Origin of the sequence: Acetobacter senegalensis, from assembly GCF_001580995.1 — a bacterium.
GTDB lineage: Bacteria > Pseudomonadota > Alphaproteobacteria > Acetobacterales > Acetobacteraceae > Acetobacter > Acetobacter senegalensis.
In genome coordinates, this window is sequence record NZ_LHZU01000088.1 from 1 (window position 1) to 19,164 (window position 19,164).

The 19,164-nt window shown below is 59.6% G+C and carries 11 protein-coding genes and 1 pseudogene; 9 read left to right on the forward strand and 3 right to left on the reverse strand.

All coding sequences use genetic code 11. From position 1 onward, the window contains the following. Positions 1-175: 175 nt before the first annotated feature. On the reverse strand, positions 176-4,207 hold the full coding sequence (locus AD948_RS02095) for an amino acid adenylation domain-containing protein (RefSeq protein ID WP_248845887.1): 4,032 nt from the start codon (positions 4,205-4,207) through the stop codon (positions 176-178). Between the two features lie 354 nt (positions 4,208-4,561). On the opposite strand from AD948_RS02095, the gene AD948_RS02100 reads away from it, so the two are divergent. Genes AD948_RS02100 through AD948_RS02110 form a run of 3 tightly spaced genes read left to right on the forward strand, consistent with a single transcriptional unit; the run spans position 4,562 to position 6,408 of the window. Beyond that, positions 4,562-5,008 carry a PadR family transcriptional regulator gene (locus tag AD948_RS02100; protein ID WP_006559700.1) on the forward strand — a complete coding sequence of 149 codons (447 nt, stop codon included), beginning with the start codon at positions 4,562-4,564 and terminating at the stop codon, positions 5,006-5,008. Then, on the forward strand, positions 5,005-5,589 hold the full coding sequence (locus tag AD948_RS02105; protein WP_006559701.1) for a DUF1700 domain-containing protein: 585 nt from the start codon (positions 5,005-5,007) through the stop codon (positions 5,587-5,589). The genes AD948_RS02100 and AD948_RS02105 overlap by 4 nt, the downstream gene beginning before the upstream one ends. Positions 5,590-5,616: 27 nt before the next feature. Then, complete coding sequence (locus tag AD948_RS02110; RefSeq protein WP_061470455.1) at positions 5,617-6,408, forward strand: GIN domain-containing protein; 792 nt, start codon at positions 5,617-5,619, stop codon at positions 6,406-6,408. A 225-nt stretch (positions 6,409-6,633) separates the two neighbouring features. Here the strand turns inward: AD948_RS02110 and AD948_RS02115 are convergent, their stop codons facing one another. After that, positions 6,634-6,972, reverse strand: a complete 339-nt coding sequence (locus AD948_RS02115; RefSeq protein ID WP_254907103.1) for a DMT family transporter — start codon at positions 6,970-6,972, stop codon at positions 6,634-6,636. 74 nt (positions 6,973-7,046) lie between these two features. Next, positions 7,047-8,945 (reverse strand): carbohydrate porin, encoded by a 1,899-nt coding sequence (locus tag AD948_RS02120; RefSeq protein ID WP_248845885.1) that lies wholly within the window; start codon positions 8,943-8,945, stop codon positions 7,047-7,049. Here AD948_RS02120 and AD948_RS02125 point away from each other — a divergent pair. The 6 genes and pseudogenes from AD948_RS02125 to AD948_RS02150 form a co-directional block, all read left to right on the forward strand. Then, a complete protein-coding gene (locus AD948_RS02125; RefSeq protein WP_248845886.1) occupies positions 8,944-10,554 on the forward strand; it encodes a TolC family protein in 1,611 nt (536 codons plus the stop codon). The genes AD948_RS02120 and AD948_RS02125 overlap by 2 nt on opposite strands. A 331-nt stretch (positions 10,555-10,885) precedes the next feature. Further along, a complete protein-coding gene (locus AD948_RS02130; protein ID WP_082782255.1) occupies positions 10,886-12,118 on the forward strand; it encodes an efflux RND transporter periplasmic adaptor subunit in 1,233 nt (410 codons plus the stop codon). Continuing rightward, the gene (locus AD948_RS02135; RefSeq protein WP_061470457.1) at positions 12,108-15,215 is read left to right on the forward strand and encodes an efflux RND transporter permease subunit; all 3,108 of its coding nucleotides are present in this window, start codon (positions 12,108-12,110) and stop codon (positions 15,213-15,215) included. The genes AD948_RS02130 and AD948_RS02135 overlap by 11 nt, the downstream gene beginning before the upstream one ends. Positions 15,216-15,507: 292 nt before the next feature. Then, positions 15,508-17,835 carry a tetratricopeptide repeat protein gene (locus tag AD948_RS02140; protein WP_061470458.1) on the forward strand — a complete coding sequence of 776 codons (2,328 nt, stop codon included), beginning with the start codon at positions 15,508-15,510 and terminating at the stop codon, positions 17,833-17,835. 61 nt (positions 17,836-17,896) lie between these two features. After that, entirely contained in the window at positions 17,897-18,565 is a 669-nt protein-coding gene (locus tag AD948_RS02145; RefSeq protein WP_035379045.1) for a response regulator transcription factor, read from the forward strand. Between the two features lie 8 nt (positions 18,566-18,573). Continuing rightward, positions 18,574-19,164, forward strand: a pseudogene (locus AD948_RS02150) (two-component sensor histidine kinase); the annotation flags it as partial.

Genomic DNA, 19,164 nt, shown 5'->3' on the forward strand with positions numbered 1-19,164 from the left:
GTGCGGGTGCGGGTGCGGGTGCGATAGGAAGGGACGAAAAGGCAACGCTTTCAAGCGTAAAAAGAAATACCTGATTGATCTGCACAGTGTTTGACGCAGCGTTTGAGAGAACAGGTCATATCGTCCCGTGACCTGTTTCTGCCCTCAGGCGTCACTCTGCTGCCCCGCTGTTTTTCTATTGTTGGCTGTTCAGGCAGCCTTTGAGTCTGTCAGGGTTCCTCCGCTCAAATTCCATGAACTGGTCTGCAATAACGGGTGCATTTTCTGGGTCCAGCATTTCCATATGGGTGCAGTTGATATCTGTCACCATCAGTTTGCCCGTTATGTAATTCTGCCAGAAAGCAGGGTTATCCCCCACATCTTCCGTGCCCCGCTGTGTGGCGCGCAGAAACAGCAGGTCTGCCTGCACGCGCTGCGGTTGCCAGTTACGCATCATTTCCAGATTATGGCTGACACCCTGCCGTATGGTTTGCAAAAGGGTTGAAAAGGCGGCTTCATCCTGCACAAAAGCCTGTGCTTCCGGCAGCATGATCTCTACAATCCGATCAGCCAGATCATCCAGTGTTTCTGGCATATTTTCAGAAAAATCGATCCCCAGCATGGCAATGGCGTTTTTCACCAGCCACGTATCATCCATCCGGGCCAGATCCTGACCGGCCTCCAGCGCTGCCGGATCATGCAGCGGGTATGTATCCAGCATGACCAGTGCGGAAAGAGGCTCGCCTTCCGCCATCAGACGGGCCGCCACAGCATGGGCCACCAACCCGCCCATAGACCAGCCGACAAAACTATACGGCCCATGCGGCTGAAGCGCACGGATCTGCTCCAGATAGAGTTCTGCCAGTTGCTGAATGGTCTGGGGTCGCTGGGGGCCATGCAGCAGCCCCATATCCTGTAAACCATAAACAGGCCGTTCCGCCGGAAGATGCGGCAGTAGCGCCATAAAACCGAGAGACACCCCCAGAATGGGCGGAAAACAGAAAATCGGCTGGCCTGTACCCTCGGCGCGCAAGGGCACAACCGTTTCCTCAAACATATCTGGCACGGCATGCTGGTGCTGCAAAAGCGGGGCCAGCCGGGCGATGGTGGGCGCACCAAACAAGGAGGCCACGGGGAGTTCATAACCCTGTTCAGTCAGGGCTGTGGCAACCTGCACGGCAGCGAGGCTGTCTCCGCCAAGATCGAAAAAATTCTCGTTTATACCGAAATCCTTACGCTCCAGAATATCAGACCACAGGGTAAACAGAAGCTGTTCCTGCGCTGTTTGCGGGCTCTCATGCTGGGGGATATGCTCGGCGTCCTCCGGCTCTGGCAGCATTTTTCTATTCAGTTTGCCCGATGCCGTAAGCGGCAGGGCAGCCAGCACCACAAAGCGGGAGGGCACCATCTGGGCTGGCAGAAGCCCCTGCAAGTGGGTGCGGAACAACGCAAAATTCTGCGCTTCTTCCTCTGGCGTGATGGTCTCTGCCTGTGCGGCAGCAGCAGGCACCAGATACGCCACCAGAACCGGGCCCTGCGCCTTTGGCCACACCCGCACCGCAGCCTGTACAATGCCGGGCAGAGTGAGCAATGCGGCTTCAATTTCCGCCGGTTCTGCCCGCACGCCTTTTATCTTGATCTGCGCATCCGTGCGGCCAAGAACGGTGATGGTACCATCAGGCTGCCGGACGGCGCGATCTCCGGTAAGATACAGGCGCGCATGCGGTATTTTGCTGAATGGGTCTGGCCGGAAAACCGCCTGTGTCAGATCTGGGCGGTCCAGATAGCCCGTGGCAACGCCAGCGCCGGCAATAGCCAGTTGCCCCGGCGTACCCACGGGCAGCAGGCCGCCTGCGGGGTCCAGAACATAACATTGAGTATTGGCCAATGGCCGCCCCGCCGGGATGGGCTGGCCGCGTGAACCATCTTCCGCAGTGACGGCATGGAAGGTGGACCAGATTGTGGTCTCGGTCGGGCCATAAACATTATAGACAGCGCGCGCGCATTTCTGAAGCGTGCACGCCAGGGGTGCTGGCAGGGGCTCCCCGCCAGAAAGCACGCGCACCTGCGCCAGACACCGGCCCTGCCCGGCCCCCACCAGCATCTGCCACAAGGTTGGCGTGGCCTGCATGAGGGTGACACCATAGTGTTGCACGATGGCGGACAGCAGTGTGGGGTCTGTCACGGTTTCGCGTCTGGCAAGCACCAGATGCGCACCGGCCTGAAGCGGCAACAGCAGTTCCAGAATGGAAATATCAAATGTGACAGACGTAACGGATAACCAGCATTCCTGTGCGCCCAACGCCAGTTTATCCTGCATGGTGCACAAAAGGTTGGTCAGGGCGGACCATGGTACCACCACGCCTTTGGGTGTGCCGGTGGTGCCGGAAGTATAGATGATATAGGCCGTACCCTGCGGCACCACAGGCGCACGCTGGGCATCCGGGTTGGAAAACACTGTTGCGGGTGAACCGTCTTCCGCAAGCCCCAGAACAGCCGAACCATCTGGCAGGCCAGTTGGCAGGGTGTCTTCTGTCAGAAACAGGGCGGGCCGGGCATTGGCGATAATGGCGGCATTGCGCTCACGCGGGCCGCATCTGTCCAGCGAGAGCCACGCCGCCCCGGCGGCCATGGTGGCCAACATGCTGATTACCTGTCGTCTGTCTCTGGGCAGCATCAGGCCGACAACATCACCGGGGCCGATGCCGCACGCCATCAGATGCTCCGCCAGACCTTGCGCTGCATGGAGAAGAGCCGCGTAGGACACAGGGCCTCGCCCATCCGTCACTGCCGTTGCCGCGGGGGCGTAGGCGGCATGCCGCGCCAGATCAGCCACAAGAGCGCGCGGGCCCCAGTTGCTGGCCGTTGCGGTTTCATCCGCCAGCAAAGCCTTGCATTCGGCAGCGTCAAGAAGCGGATAAGCGCCGATGGGCTGGGCAGGATCTGCCAGAATGGCCTTTATCAAACGCATCACGTGGCGCAGATGGCGCTCCAGCGCCGGGCCATCATACAGGGTCGGGTTGGCGTAAAGGCACAGCGCCAACCCCTGCCCGTCCTGACGGTCAAATACAAAAAATGTCAGATCTTCCATCACCCCATTGCTCAGGTTCCGGTTGCGTGCCGGGCTACCACCGAAGGAGAGATGGTAATCAAACGGCTCTATATTAATGCCGATGCGTGAGAGATGCTGCTGTGTATCATGAAAACCCAGAACGCGCCGCAGATCCTCGTACCGGAAAGCCTGATGCCGGAGCGCCCCGTGCAGGGCGCGGCGCGCCTGAAGCAGAATTTCTGAAAAACCCAGAGTGTAGGCCATGGCAAAACGCAACACCACGGCGTTTGCCGCCATGCCGGGCACACGCCGCATCTCGCGGTCTGTGCGGCCGGTAACGGGCATGCCGAGCGTGAGGTCTTCCTGCCCTGTCATGCGGAAGATGTAAGTGCTCAGCAGGGCCGTGAGCATTTGCGGCAGCGTAACGCCAGCCTGCTGTGCCAGCCCCTGCATCTGCCCCACCATGGCGGGCGGCACAAGCACATTGCGTTCCACAAACCCCAACCGCTGCAAAGGCGCTTCCGGCACACTGGGCGGCAGAGGAGAGGCCAGTGTGACTGCCTCGGGCGGGGCGGCAAGCTGGTGTTGCCAGTAGGCCTGATCTTTCTCGCGCCGGGGGCTGGTGCGGTAAGCGGCTTCCTGCGCAACAAGCCGTTCAAGGGGCAGGAACGTGCAGGGTGCGGGTTCGCGCCCTTCCACCATGGCATTGTACAGTTCGGCCACGCGCGCCACAATCAGGCCACCGGAAAAGCCATCAAGCGCGATATGGTGACAACAATGAAACCAGATGAAACTGTCAGCAGAAAGCTTGATCAGCGCACTGGTCCATAACGGATCTTCCGCCAGATCAACCGGCTGACTGATGCGCGCCATCATCCAGTGTTGCGCCTGTGCCGCGGCATCGGGCCGGGTGGAGAAATCCACAAACGGCAAGGGGCAACGCAGTGTGGGCAGAATGACCTGATAGGGGCCATCCGCCCCCATGCGGATGCTTACCCGCGTGGTTTCCGCCTCCCGCGCCACCTGAACAAGAGCGGCACGGAACAGGGCGGGATCAACCGGGCCAAGAATTTCCACTGCTTCCGCAATGTTGAACGTGCCGCCCTGCGTGCGCAGCAGGGTTCCCATCCATACGCCGCGCTGGGCTGTTGTCAGAGGCAAGCGGGTTTCTGGCACGGTCTGCAATGACAGGCTCCCTGTATCAAAACGCAAAGATACGGGCCGGGATCGCCCTCTTCTCTCTTTGCCTGGCAGTCATAGGACCTGCGTATCACCCCTTTTTGGGGAGAAAAATCTTTTCTTGCCCAGAATGGAAAAGTTTTTCAGCAGGGGGTCATTTTGTAAGAAAATTCTTAATTTTCAAAGGGTTTTTCCTTGTTTCATTCATATTTTGTTAATGATTCCATTTAGTGTAAATTTAAAAACAGCTACCTTGCATTGCATGGTTCTGGTGTGTATTCAGTACCTGTTGCTGGACACTCAATAAGAGTCGCACGCTCGCCAGACGCGCGGCGCCTGACAGGAAAAGCCGTGGAACCCAACCTTGTTCAATTCAAGAAAGGCGTATTGGAACTGTGCGTGCTGGCCCTGCTCTCACGCACGGACTCTTACGGCTATGACATTGCCAGCCGCCTTTCAGACGCCATAGACATGGGGGAAGGCACCATTTACCCCCTGATGCGGCGCATGCAGAAAGATGGTCTTGTTTCAACATATTTTGTTGAATCGTCTTCCGGTCCACCGCGTAAATATTACACTTTGACAGAAACCGGCCGCCGCAGTCTGGAGGCCCAGCGCACGGCATGGGTGACGTTTACACAGGCTGTTTCCACCATTCTGGCCCCTGTTGCCAAAGGGGATACCCCCCCGCACGCAAAGGACAGGACCGGCACCCGGAACGCAGCTGCCACCACAACAGACACAACCGGGCACAGCCCCCTTACCGTACAGAAACCATTCAGGAACACCCAGCCATGATAAAGGCACCCACAAGCAAACAGTTGTTCCTTGACCAGCTACGGGCCGGGCTGAAAGGCCTGCCGCGCTCCGTGATTGAAGAAACTGTTGCCGATTATGAAGCCCACTTTGAAGCCGGACGCGCCGCAGGCCGCACGGAAGCCGATATTGCCAGCCGCCTTGGAGACCCCGCACGCCTTGCGCGGGAATTACGGGCGGAAGCGGGCGTACGCCGGTGGGAAGATGAACGCAGCCTGAGCAACGCGCTGGGGGCTATTTTGGGCATTATGGGGCTTGCGGCCCTTGATCTGCTGGTGGTGCTGCCGGTTCTGCTGGCTGTTGGCTCCTGCGTGTTTGCGTTTGTCATTGCGGGGGCCGCCGTGTGCCTGGCTGGCAGCCTGCTGCTGCCTTTTTCCTTGGTTGATGTGAACCCCTTTCCTAACGCGGACTGGTTGCAGGGCGTTCTGCTCAGCCTTGGGCTGGCCACGGGGGGCGCGTCTGTTGTGGCGTTCTGCGTGTTGCTGACCATTGGCATTGTCAATCTGCTGGTGGGCTATGGCCGCGCCCATTACCGCCTGATTGCCCCCACCTACACTGCCTGACACCCCCTTTTCCAAGGACAGTCTTCCATGATCCGTGGCCTTACCATGATTGCCGTTGGCGGAGCCGTTGTTTCAGCACTCTGCTTTGGCGTTGCCGCCTCCCGCGGGCCGACAAGCTTTTCCTTCTCTGATATTGAATGGGCGGACACTGCGCCCTCCGGCCCGCAGACCTCCCGCACTCTTGCGTGGAAGGGCGGGCCTGAACTGACCATCAATCTGCCTGCCAGCATCATCATCCAGCAGGGCCCCAAAGCCGGGATTACCCTCAGCGGGTCTGAACATATGGTCAACCATATCGTGCTGAACGGCAGCACGCTGGATACGGATGAGAACACCCCCAACCATCACTACAGATTGCGTGACGCCAAGGTGAGGCTGACCATCACCGCGCCAGATCTGACCAAACTGACACTCAATGGTTTTGGCTCCGTTGACTGGCAGGGGTATGATCAGAAAACGCTTGATCTGATCATCAACGGTGCGGCCAGTGTTAAAGCCCATGGCCGGGCAGAAAATGTAAAGCTGACCATTGATGGCGCGGCCTCCGTCAATCTGGCGGATATGGACATTACCAACCTCGACGTGGCCATGGACGGGGCTGGTTCCGTCAAGGCGGGCGCGACCGGACTGGCGAAAATCACGATCGACGGCGCAGGCTCGGTCAAGCTGACAAAGGTGCCGATGTCCTTCAGCAAGCAGATTGATGGCGTTGGCACCGTGTCCATGCCCAAAGGGCCGCCGGACGCCCTGCTTCAGTCCAAGCCGGCTCACCCTGCCGATAAAACCCCAGAACAGAACGAGGAAGACCTCTCTTTCTGAGGGGAATGACACCCGCAGGAGGAAGTAACAGCACACGCCTCCTGCGGGGCAGAGAGAAGGCCGTTTGGCACCACTCCCTTGCGGATTCACAGATCCAGACCCATCAGGGTATTGACGGCTGATAGCCCTGACAGCAAAAAGGAAAGAGTGGCGTTGCCCCCTTCCCTTTCTTTGTGTCCGCCAGAATAAAAACCTGCCTGATGCGCACGGCAGGCGGGGGCGTGATCAGATCTGAGTTGATCTGGAAAACAGATTGATCACCAGCACGCCCAGCATGATCAGAGCGATGCCGATAATGGCGGGCAGATCAAGCGACTGCTTAAAAAAAACAAAGCCTATGGCTGAAATCAGCACAATGCCCACGCCTGACCAGATGGCATAGACCAGCCCGGTGGGAATGGTCCGCATGGTTTGGGAGAGCAGGTAAAAGGCGCAGCAATAGCCCGCAATGCTCAGGGCCGCCGGGACCCAGCGGGTAAAGCCATCACACGCCTTGAGGCAGGATGTGGCAAATACCTCGCACACAATGGCGCCCATCAGATACAGGTAAGATTTATCAATCACGCACGCGCCCTCGCTTCGGCCTTATGCTTCCATACAGAGCTGTTGAGACACCCGCCAGACAGACCCGGCATTTTTCAGAACGATATGCGGGAATGCAGGCCGAACACCAGTTCATCCGCCACTTTATGCCCCGGCCATTTCTGGCTTTCCAGCCCGCCGGAGGGATTGAAAACATACTGGAAATCCGGCTGGAGCACGAACCATGGCTGGACCTCGGCCTGATAGGTGAGTTCCATATGGTTTTCCGTTCCGGGCGCATGCTGGCCCAGTGCGCGGTAATAGGCCCGCGCGCCGGAGCTGGCACGGCCAAGCCCCCAGCCAAGCCCCAGAGTATCATTCTCCCTGCCTGCAAAAGGTGCTTTGAGGTTCACTCCGGCATCCACCGCATAACTGATCATGTTGTGGTCTCCCCCATTGCCGGTGGCGCGGGCAAAAACGCCCAGCGAGGTGGGTGATTTACGGTACGGGCGCCAGACCATCTGGTCCACAATGCCGTACAGCAGCCAGTTGCCCCGCACCATGCGCGGCTGTGTGACCTCACCCCGCGCATAGGCTGCGCCCAGAGACTGACCCTGCACATCATGCCGCCAGTCGGGAAAGCGGGCGGTATCATAATAACCGCCCAGTTTGTACACACCGGGCAGGCCGTGGCCGCTGCGTTTCCGGTTGGGATGGTCCTCATCCGGTTCCGGGTTCAGGGCGTATTGCACCTCACCAATCAGCAAAGCGCCGGTATCCATATTGAAGCGGCAGCCGCAGGCATCATTGGTGGTCTGGCTGGTGGCGTCATGCACGTTGCCCTGCCCCTGATTCTGCACGGTAAAAGAGTTCCACTGGTTTCCCGGCGGGTTATCATCCGCTGCGGCAAACATCAGCGTCACGTTTTCCGCTGGCCGATAGCGCAGCCTTATGGCGGGCGAGGCCAGAGGCCAGGATGGCCCCCCGGCATACAGGTTGGATGAAGGCCCCATGGGCCAACTGAAATTGGCGTTCAGATACAATGCGCCATAGGTGGTGATAAGAAACTCGGTATCCAGATCCTGCTGGCCGATCTTGATATCCAGCGTGTCATCCCAGAAGGCCTGCTCATACCACAGTTCAAACAGACGGGTGGAGCGGTCAGCCTCGATGCCGCTTACGGGATTGTAGGTGTTCAGGTGATCCTGCGTGATGGAACGCCCATGGATCTGCAACGCGCTGACATTGAACACAGCATCCTTCAGGCCGATCATCTTCTCCAGATCAACCGTAAGGGTGGGCATGGTCACACCATTGAAGGATGGGCCGGTACCGGGGCCGCGTTGCCCTGCGCCGGGCACGCCACCTGTCAGGTTGCCCCACAGTTCATCCACTTCCTGCAGATCGAATGTGACACCATACCGGGCCAGCCAGGGGCGCAGCCCGCCCATCCGGCCCAGCAGGTTATCATCCATATCGGAATCCGTGTCGGTAATCTGGTCATTATCCGTATCGGGCGGTGTGGGTGGCGGCGTGGGCACGGCGTGCTTGCCCCGGCCAATACGCGGGTGCGTGGCCTTGCCGGGCGCCATGCCCACACCACGCTGCGCGCCGGGCTGGCGGCGCATGCGGGTGGAAGCTGGCCCAATGCGCTGCACCATGGGCCCGGAATCCCCCAGCCATTCCTGATCAAGCTGAACCTGAGACGGATCAACCGGCTGCGCCAGCGCCTGTGGGACCGAGACAAACAGCGTACTTCCCAACAGGCAGACACCCACAACCGATTTGCAGCCCGCCTTACCCGTACGCCCGAAATGTCTGTCTGCCGCCACTCTTATCCCTACCGCTGCCTGTGCCCGGCGGTACTCTACTGCACTTTGCCTTGCCTGTCTTAACGCAGAAGGACGGGGGCTGTTCAGCTTCCTGTCAGGTTGGCGGGGTATGCCTGCCCTGTTGCTTAACCCGCCACAATGGCGGGAAGGCTGCATCTGCTGAGTGAGGTTCAACCCGGACATGAGGCTTTCTGCCTGTTGCTCTGCCCTTATGGTCTCCGTGCCGCTGGTGTGTGTGCCCTTGCAGAACGGGCGGGCACAGGCTCCTTCCCACACAAGCTGGCAGGCGCATACCACACATGCGTTCAACACAACCAACGCTGAGCCTGCGCTGACGGAGGTGAGCGGGCATGCTGGTGGGGCTTTGCCTTTTCCCTCCGCACTGGCGCGGGCATGGCGGCTGGACCCCAACCGCAATGAACTGACCGTAAACCGCAGAACGGCGGAATCCCGCGCCAAAGCAGCAGGGTCATGGTTTGCGGGGGGGCCGATTGTGTCTGGCTCCTACTTTGATGACCATTTTATTGGCAGCAATGAAGGCTACACGACCTATCAGGGGGAAGTGAGCGTGCCGCTCTGGCTGCCGGGGCAAGGCAGCGCCACGCGATCCGTGGCGCAGGCGGAAGCTGAGGGGGCGGAAAAACAGGCCTCCGTGGCCCATATGGCGCTGGCCGTGCGCCTGCTGGACGCCACGGCTGCCGCCCTGCTGGCCCAGAAACGCGTGGCCACCACCGCCGCCTTCCATACCGCCGCCAGCCGGATCAGCGCCGATGTGGCGCATGCCGCCCGCCTGGGGGAAATGACGCAGGCAGACCAGCAGATGGCGGATGCCACACGGGACACCGCACGGACCGATTACGCCATGGCGCAGGAGGAAGCCCAGAACGCGGCCGCAGCCCTTGAAGCCCTGCTGGGCACCCCGGAAATACCGGACATTCTGGCCTACACCGCGACGGAAAGTGCTGCCCTGCGGCTGGCCAACACCAACGCCGTAGAAGAAAATGACCCCCGCGTGCAGGCAGCCACCAAGGAGCGGGACGCCGCCCGCGCCGCCATGCAGCTTGCTCGCCGCTCCTTCATGCCCAACCCGGAACTGGGGGTTGGGGGTATTCATGAAAAACAGTACGGCAGCCCGTGGGACAACCGCGTAGGCGTAAACTTTACCATGCCCCTGCCCAGCGCCGTGCATAGCGCGCCGCTATTGGCTGCGGCACGCAACCGGCAGGCAGCGGCGGACAGGCAGGATATTCTGGCCCGCCGGATGGTGCGGCAGGAAGTGGCGCAGGCCCGCGCCCGCCTGCAAGCCACCCTTGCTGGCCTGAAAAGCGCACGTGCCGCCGCACAGGCGCTGGAAAACCGGGCCACCCTGCTGGAACGCTCCTGGCGGCTGAAAGAGACCCCGCTGGATGACGCCATCCGTGCCCGGCAGGCTGCCTATACCGCCGCCATGGCGCGGGATAGAGCAGAAATTCTCTGGCACGCCGCCATTGTCCGCGCCCTGATTGCCACGGGTGATCTGCCGGGGTTGGCGTACGCAAGCCCCACACAGCATCACCTTTCGACCATTGGCGGTGCCATGCCACAGCAGGCGGGTTGGCCCGCGCAAACCGCTGGTGCTGGTGCTGGTGCTGGTGCTGGTGCTGGTGCTGGTGCTGGTGAAAATGATCTCTACGGGGCAGAAAACGCAAGTGGCGTGACGGATGCTGCGGACAGCGCCACCCAGCGCAACGGTGGGCTGCGTATTCCCGCTTCTCTGGACACGTCGCAGCCTGATGATGCCGCCGCCCCATGAGTGATTCCCGTCTGACAATGCCCAACCGGTTCGGCACAATGTGCGGCACACCAGTTCTCATTTTTTCGTCAACGCCAACCTGCTGCTGTACGGTTCCGCGCTTTTTCCATGGACACGGGTTTTTCTGATGTGTGCTTTTCCCCTCGGTGTTTTTCCATTTTTCCGAAGCGGAGCAACGGGCAGACTGTCAGAAGGCCACCCCCCTGGCGTTGCTCAACCCGTGCGCGTTGGCACCTTGCATCTTGCACGCCTGTCCTCCTTACGGAACACACTGCTGCGGGGAAGCGTGTTGCCAGAAAGAAAGCCAGATCCAACAGACGGAACAGGCTGGATGCGTTCTGTTTGTGCCGCCGCCCTGTGCGCCATAGTGTGGCTTGTCGCCCCCGTGCCTGCCCATGCTGAAGATGCTCCCACCGCATCAGGCGGGAGCCAAGCCACGCCCAACGCACCCGCTGCGGCGGAAGATGCCGCCCAAAAACCGCTGACACTTTCTGCCGAGGCTGTCCGGAATGAGGGGATACGCTGTGTGGCCGCAGTGCCCGGCACATTGGCCCATATGCTACCTGCCATGGCACGGGTGGTGCCAGATACCACGCATACGGTTGCCATTCATCCGGCAGGCACGGGCAAAATTCTCTCCATTGCGGTATTGCCTGGGCAATCCGTGCGCAAGGGGCAAATGTTGCTCCAGTATCAGAACCACGCGCTCCATATTGCACGTTTGCAGGAAACACAGACCCGCACGGCACTGGCAGCCGCGCTGGCGGCGCAGAAGGAAGCGGGAGAAGCCTATGGCCGCGCCCGTGCGCTGGCGGGCACAACAGTTTCAGCCGGGGAAGCCCAGAGACGGCTGGCTGCCCTGCAACTGGCGCGGGAGAACGTGGCGGCACGGCAGGCGGAACTTGGTGTGCTGGAACACAGGTTTCAGGAAGAATATACTTCCGCTACGGAAGAACATGCCGCGCAGGATGAAACCTCTACCCTGATTGCCCCTTTTGATGGCACTGTCACCAGCCTGACCACCGCCATTGCCGCCGATGTGGACCCCGCCCTTGTGCTGATAACGGTGAGTGACACCCAGCATGTATGGATTGTATCAGATGTGGCCCCGCAGGATGCAGCCCTTCTGGCCGCAGGGGGCATGCAGCAGACCCTTCTGCCCGCGCAGGGCAACGGGCCACCCCCGCCTGCCCTGACCTCCCACATGGAAACCATTGATACCGGGACAGACCCCGCAACCGGGCTGGTGCAGGTGCTCAGCCGTGTGCAGAACAACGGCACAACGTTGCGCCCCGGCATGGTGCTGAACAGCCTGCTGCAAACCACCCAGCAGGCCAGCGGGCTTGTTATCCCGGCCGAGGCGGTACAAACCCTTGATGGTCAGGACACGGTTTTTGTCAAAACAGCCGAGGGAACATTTCGTCCCACGCCGGTAACGCTTGGCATGGAAGAAAACGGGCAGGCCCTTATACGCTCCGGCCTGAAGGCGGGGGATCTGGTGGTCACCCACGGCAGCATTGCCCTGAAAGGCATGGAGGTTCTGGCTGGCATGGATGCGGACTGATACTGTGGAAGCCCTGTTTCATACATTTTTAAAAGCCCGTTTTCTGCTGCTGAGCCTGCTGTTTCTGATTCTGGCTGGCGGCATTGGCGCGACACTCGGCCTGCCGGTTGAAGCCGTGCCGGATATTTCCCCCCAACAGGTTCTGGTGACGTCCATCGCCCCCGGCCTTGCGACGGAAGAAGTTGAAAAACTGATTACCTTCCCGGTGGAAAGCAGCATGGCGGGGCTTCCGGGCATCAAGGATCTGCGCTCTGTTTCCCGCTCTGGCGTATCCGTTGTGTATGTGCAGTTTGAAGACAGCACGGATATCAATCTGGACCGCACCCGCGTAAGCGAGCGCATGGTGCAGGCACGCGCACAGCTGAGTGTGCCCAACGTGACCCTGAACATGGGGCCGCTGAGCACCGGGCTTGGCGAGATCTTTCAGTTTGAACTGAAAGGCCGGGGTTATTCCCTGATGGACCTCAACCGTATTCTTACATGGACTGTGGCCCCCCAGATCAAACTTGTGCCCGGCGTGGTGGATGTAAACATTGGCGGCGGTGCGGAGGAAACATGGGCCGTAACGCTGGACCCCGCCCGCCTGCTGGCCTACGGGCTTTCCGTGGGTGATGTGTACAAGGCGGTTGAAGGCAGCAACGCAGCCTCTGGCGGCGGGTGGATTGAACACCATGCCGAACAACAGATTGTGGTGGGGCGCGGGCTTTTGCGCACGCTGGATGATTTTGGAGCCATTGCCGTCAAGACCAATATGGGCGGCACGGCCATCCGCCTGCGTGATCTGGGGCAGATCAGCCCGCAGCCCCGCACCCGGCTTGGCGCTGTAACCCGTGATGGAAAAGGCGAGGTTGTAACGGGCGTTGTGATGATGGAGCGCGGCGCAAGTTCCGGCGCAACGCTGGCCGCGCTGAAGGCGGCGCTGCCGGGTATTCTCCACTCCCTGCCCGCCGGGGTGACACTGGAACCGTTTTACAGCCGCGCCTCCCTCACCCACCGCACTATTGCCACCGTAAAGGAAAATCTGGTTCTGGGGGCAGCGCTGGTGGTGATTGTGCTGCTGGCGGTATTGGGCAACCTGCGGGTGGCGCTGCTGATTGCCTCAGTCATTCCATTTGCGCTGCTGTGCGCCATGACAGGCATGCGGCTGTTTGGCATTTCGGCCAATCTGCTCAGTCTGGGCGCCATTGATTTCGGCATGATTGTGGATAGCTCGCTGGTGGTGGTGGAACATATTCTCAGCCGCCGCCAGCGCGAGGGGCATGTTCCGTTTGCTGATCTTGTGGTGTCCGCCACCCGGCAGGTGGTGCGGCCGGTCAGCTTTGCCATTCTGGTGATCATCATGGTCTATCTGCCGGTGCTGACACTGGAAGATATTGAAGGCCACATGTTCCGCCCCATGGCGCAAACGGTCATCATGGCGCTTGGGGCCTCCCTGCTGTACTGCCTGGTATGGGTGCCGCTTCTGAGCGCACTGGTTTTGACCCGCATTCATGTGCCCGCAGAAACGGGGATCATCCGCCGCATGCGGGTGCGGTATGAACCCCTTTTGCGCCGCTGCATGCGCAGGCCCCGGCTTGTGGCGGGGGTCATGCTGGGCACCTGTGGTCTGGCCGCAGTTCTGGCGTGGCATCTGGGCAGCGAATTTGTGCCCCAGTTGGAGGAAGGCGCGCTGGTGGTGCACACCATGCGCCTGCCCAGTCTTTCTCTTTCCGCCACATTGGAAAGTGTGCTGCAGGAAGAGCGGATTTTAAAAAGCTTTCCGGAAGTGGAGACCATTATCAGCAATACGGGGACAGCCGCCATCCCGACAGACCCCATGGGCCAGAACGAGACTGATACCTTTATCCTGCTGAAGGAGCATTTTTCTGGCCGGAGCCAGAGCGCGCTGGTAACCGCCATGAACAGCCGCCTGCAACATGACCTGCCAGACGCCCTGTATTCCTGGACGCAACCGGTGCAGATGCGCATGGATGATCTGCTCTCTGGCGTGCGCACACAGATTGCCGTTTCCATTTACGGCGAAGATCTGCACATGCTCTCCCAATTAAGCGGGCAGGTTGTCAAAGCCATGCAGGGCGTCCGGGGTGCTGCGGACGTTATGGCCGGGGATGATGGCAGTGTTCCGTTTGTGCAGATCCTTGTTAACCGGGAAAACGCCGCCCGCCTGAATGTGCGTGAGCAGGACATTCTGGACATGGTGGAAGCCATAGGCGGGCATATAGGCCGCCCGGTAACACAGGGTAGCGCCATGATTGCCACGCAGGTGCGACTGGCCTCTGCCACCACGGGTTCACTGGATGCGATAAAGGCATTACGGCTGCGGCGTGCTGACGGAAAAGGGGCTGTTCTGCTCTCACAGGTTGCGGATATCACGCAAAAGGACGGACCACCGCGCATCAGCCGTGATGCCATTCATCGCCGCATGGTGGTGGAAGCCAACGTGCGCGGGCGGGACCTAGCCTCCTTTGTTGCGGAGGCGCAGGCTACGGTCAAACGTGCTGTGCCCCTGCCACGCGGGTACACCATTGAATGGAATGGACAGTTCAGAAATCTGGAATCTGCCTCCAAACGGCTGGCGGTGGTGGTGCCCATTTCTCTGGCGCTGATCTTCATTCTGCTGGTAGCGGCCCTTGGTTCCGCCCGTCTGGCGGCGCTGGTGTTCTGCAACCTGCCCGTGGCGGCCTCTGGCGGTATTTTTGCGCTGGTGCTGCGGGGCCTGCCGTTCAGTATTTCCGCAGGCATTGGCTTTATTGCGCTGTTTGGCGTGGCGGTGCTGAATGGTGTGGTGCTGATCAGCACGGCGGAGGCCATTCGCCGCCGGGGTGTCGGCCCTGCCCGCGCGGCCCTGACCGCTGCGCATGAACGTTTCCGCCCGGTTATGGCCACCGCCCTTGTAGCGAGCCTTGGCTTCTTCCCCATGGCGTTTTCCGCCTCCGCCGGGGCGGAGGTGGAGCGTCCACTGGCCAGTGTGGTTATTGGCGGGTTGGTTTCCTCCACAATGCTGACCCTGCTGGTGCTGCCTCTGCTTTATGCCCGGTTTGGTCCTGCGGCAGAGAAAACGAGAGCGGAAGAAGGATATTCTGTCGATACTGTCTGACGTTTCCTCAAATGCGTTTCAGGTTTTTGCAAAAGAGAAGTTCGCAAAACCGGGGTGCGCATGGAAGCTTTTTTGTCGCGGTATCAGATAAGCTTCCAAGTTGGCGCAGGATAACCCGAAAGCCCGCCAAAACGGCCCGACAAGCCTGCGGAAAACCGATGTGAACATGCCGGTGAGACGACACAAGTAGCCCGGAAGCAGGAAGGGGAATAAGCGGCCACCAGCTTTACGGAAAGGCGGAATATTCTATACTCCGTTGGCCGTATTCCTCTTTCCATGCTGCACCGGATCAATGCCTCACCCCTGCCTGAAAAAACTGTTTGCCGCAGCGTTGTGTCTGGTTATCAGTGCGCCGGGGGTGGCGCTGGCTTCTCTGGTTCCTGATATTACGGTCATCCAGCCGAAGATGGCGCCGCACTTTACAACGGGGCATCCGCTGAATGAAGCCGCCATCATGGCGTTTGCGCGGCAGCACCCGGAAAGCTGTCAGGCCATGCTCCGGCAGATTTCTGACCAGCTACCGCCTGATAACCAGATTTTTTTCTATACGTCCTTTATTCAAAAACTGGTGCACCCGGCCAACGAAGATCTGCTTCTGTGCAAATTGCGTGCCCTTACCTTTCTGGCTAGCAGACAGGCGCAGTCAGGCACACCGGAGGCTGCACTCGCCAGTTATGACGCCATTCTGAAAACGGCCATACAGGAAAAATCTCTTGCAGGAGAACGGATTGTGCAGGCCACACGGCTGCGCAAGGCGTCTCTCCTTACCCAGACTGGCCAGATGGAACAGGCGCAACGCCTCTTCAGCCAGTTGCTTGATGCCCCATTTCCGCAAGACCCGGCAGAAAAGACCCTGTGGGTGGAAGCCTTTGAAGGCCAGATGCGCGTTTTTCTGGCACAGAACAACGCGGCAGCAGCTAGAGCAGCGTGTGATAGCGTGATTGCCGCCCCACACCCTGCCGAGGATGATACCGCGCAGGAACGTTATGCCATTGCGCTGTATTACAAAGCCGTTTTTCTGGCCAGACAGGTTGCCGTGTTGCACCGCGCCCATACGGATGCTCCGGCGGAACAGGCAGCAAGCACGCAGGCTTTGACCACGCTTGATACGCTACTGACCACCTTCCTACACACGCAGGATCTGGCCATACAGCATACGCTTGCTTTTGCACTGAGCACAAAAGCCTCACTGCTTGTTCTGGAGAAAAAACCCGAACAGGCGGTGGCTGCTCTTGATACCCTCATCACCATCTTTGCCAGCAATCCGGACTTCGCACTCCAGAACGCCGTGGCAGATGCGTATGGCCGGAAAATTTCTCTCCTGAGAAATGCCGGGAAATATCAGGATGCCATAAAAACTTTCTCCGTTTTTGATCGTACCATGGGGCAGAACACCCAGCCATTTGTGCAACAGACACGGCTGGCGGCGGTGGACGCTGCGGCGTGGTCTGAACATGCGCTAGGCCATACACAAAGGACGCTGGACCTACTCAATTATGGCTTGGACCTGATGGCCCACGGGGAAGCGCCGGAGGATAGAGAAAAGCAGGTTTCCTTCGCGTATGAAAAAACGGAAAACCTGCGGGAACTTGGCCGAAACACCGAGGCTTTTTATCAGAAGATCGACCTTCTGCGCACCTTTTACAACCGCTTTCCCACCCGCATCAATGTCACGCTTCTCTGGACGCTGAAGGATATTTACGAGACCGCATCTGGCACCGATAACTGTAACGTGGCCCAAGCCCTGTTTGATGATCTTCTGGCACAAGGCGAACAGGATACCGCGCCAACGCGCCATACGCTTTTTCTGCAAATGCTCTATGCCAGAGCGTCACTTTCCTATTTTTGTAACAGAAAAGCGGATGCCTTTCAGCAATTTGGTAGCTTTATAACCACGTTCAGGGCGCAGCCTGACCAGTTCAGCCAGATTTTGCCCTATCTTGCCCTGCACAGGCAGGGCGTTATGCTGGCACACCAGAACAGGAACGATGCCGCCATGGCCGTTTATGATCAGGCTCTGGCTGACCCCGCCCTGCTGGGAACCCCAGAGCTTAGAGTGTCGGTAAACAAAATTCTTCTTGCAAAATCCTTTTTATATTCAAAAGAAAAGCAATGGGAGAAGGTTATACCACCTCTTGATCTGCTGATGGAACGGGAGACACAGAAGCCTTTTGCACGCTCCGATTATCTTCTGGCCGCCAGCAACAAGATGGATGCGCTCAACCATCTGCACAGGCCGCAGGATGCTGTCGCCCTTGGGCAGGAGGTTCTACGCCAAATGCAGCCTGTACGGTTCTCTCCAGACCTCCGCTATCTTGCCTCGGTTCTGGACAATATGGCCGATGCCCAGCAAGCATTGAAACAGCCGGAACAGGCTCTGGCGGCATATGACACACTGATAACGCGCTTCTGGTCCATGCATGCCAGCCCGGTGCCCCGCACCATGGCGCGGGTGCTCTACCGCAAAGCCCGGTTGCTGCAAACGCTGGGCAATCCTGCCGCGGCAAACGCCACATTGGACAGGCTGATACAGACGTTTCAGTATAGCCCGCAGCCACAGATACAGGCTTGGGTCATCAAGGCGTGGGATGAAACCCACCCTTACCCTTTTCTGCCCTGATGCCGCCTTGCCTGCTGGCACACAGGGCACAATATGCCCGGACCGTACGGAGACCATCGCCATGCGTATTCTGATTGTGGAAGACGAACCCCATCTGGGCGCTGCCGTGCAGGAGCGCGTGCGGCAGGCAGGCCATACGGTGGACTGGTTTACCACACTGGATGACGCACGCGCCGCCCTTGCCGCCGTACGGTATGACTGCCTGCTGCTGGATCTGGGCCTGCCAGACGGCAGCGGCCGCACCCTGCTGCGCGAGATCCGCAACACGCCTTCCCCCATGGCCATTCTGATTACCACGGCCGAAGACCAGATCAGTGAGCGGATTGCCGGGCTTTCAGAAGGGGCGGATGATTATCTGGCCAAACCGTATGATCTGGAAGAACTGGTGGCCCGCATTGCCGCCGTGGCACGGCGATACCGGCCACTGGTGGATAACCGGCTGGCGGTGGGAGACATTGAGATTGATCTGGACCGCAAACGCCTGACCCGCGCTGGTCAGACCATAGATCTGACCGCACGGGAATGGGCCCTGCTGGAACTACTGGCCCGCAGGCCGGGGGCCATCTGCTCCCGCGAGCGGATAGAAGATGCACTGTACAGTCTGGAAGAAGAAGTGGGCAGCAACACCATTGAAGTGTTTGTCAGCCGGGTGCGCAAAAAACTGGGGGCGGACCTGATCCGTACCGTGCGCGGACGCGGCTACTGCCTTGAACCATCACAAACAGCATGACGCACGCCATGCCCCCTTCCTCTGCCGCCGCCACGCCAGCCTCCGTGCGCCAGTGGCGGCTTTCAACCCGGCTGGTGCGTGGCGTTATTGGTGTGGTGATTGGCTGCCTTGCCATTGTTGTTCTTCTAACTGGGGCTTTTACAAAATTCGAGATTACCGAGCGGCTGGATGACTCCCTTCAGGAAGTGGCGGAGCGGTTGCAGTTTGCCGTTCTGGTGCTCAACCAGCAGGGCAGCGGGCATGATGTCGCCCATCTTTCCAACATCATGCCCACGTCTCTGGCGTATCAGATTACGGATGCGCAAGGCCATGTGCTGCTGCGCTCCTCCAACGCGCCGGAGAGCGGATTTGTCACGCCGCCGCAGGCCGGTTTTTTCATGCAGCATCGGTTTAGGGTGTATGTCACCCCGGCAGCCCAGCCTGACCGCTTCATTATGGTGGGGGAACCCCGCGTGCACCGGGCGCAGGCCACGCACCATGCCATTCTGATTGCGGTTCTGCCCATTCTGGGCGCCATACCGTGCATCTGGCTGCTGGTGGTGTGGATTGTGCGCCGCAGCCTGCGCCCGCTGGTGCGGCTACAGGGTGAAATTCGAGAA

What these genes read in the sequence shown, in the direction of transcription:
- AD948_RS02105 (WP_006559701.1), top strand. Translation starts at nt 5,005, where the DNA reads ATGATAAAGGCACCCACAAGCAAACAGTTGTTCCTTGACCAGCTACGG.
- AD948_RS02110 (WP_061470455.1), top strand. Translation starts at nt 5,617, where the DNA reads ATGATCCGTGGCCTTACCATGATTGCCGTTGGCGGAGCCGTTGTTTCA.
- AD948_RS02125 (WP_248845886.1), top strand. Translation starts at nt 8,944, where the DNA reads ATGAGGCTTTCTGCCTGTTGCTCTGCCCTTATGGTCTCCGTGCCGCTG.
- AD948_RS02120 (WP_248845885.1), bottom strand. Translation starts at nt 8,945, where the DNA reads ATGTCCGGGTTGAACCTCACTCAGCAGATGCAGCCTTCCCGCCATTGT.
- AD948_RS02130 (WP_082782255.1), top strand. Translation starts at nt 10,886, where the DNA reads ATGCGTTCTGTTTGTGCCGCCGCCCTGTGCGCCATAGTGTGGCTTGTC.
- AD948_RS02135 (WP_061470457.1), top strand. Translation starts at nt 12,108, where the DNA reads ATGCGGACTGATACTGTGGAAGCCCTGTTTCATACATTTTTAAAAGCC.
- AD948_RS02140 (WP_061470458.1), top strand. Translation starts at nt 15,508, where the DNA reads ATGCCTCACCCCTGCCTGAAAAAACTGTTTGCCGCAGCGTTGTGTCTG.
- AD948_RS02145 (WP_035379045.1), top strand. Translation starts at nt 17,897, where the DNA reads ATGCGTATTCTGATTGTGGAAGACGAACCCCATCTGGGCGCTGCCGTG.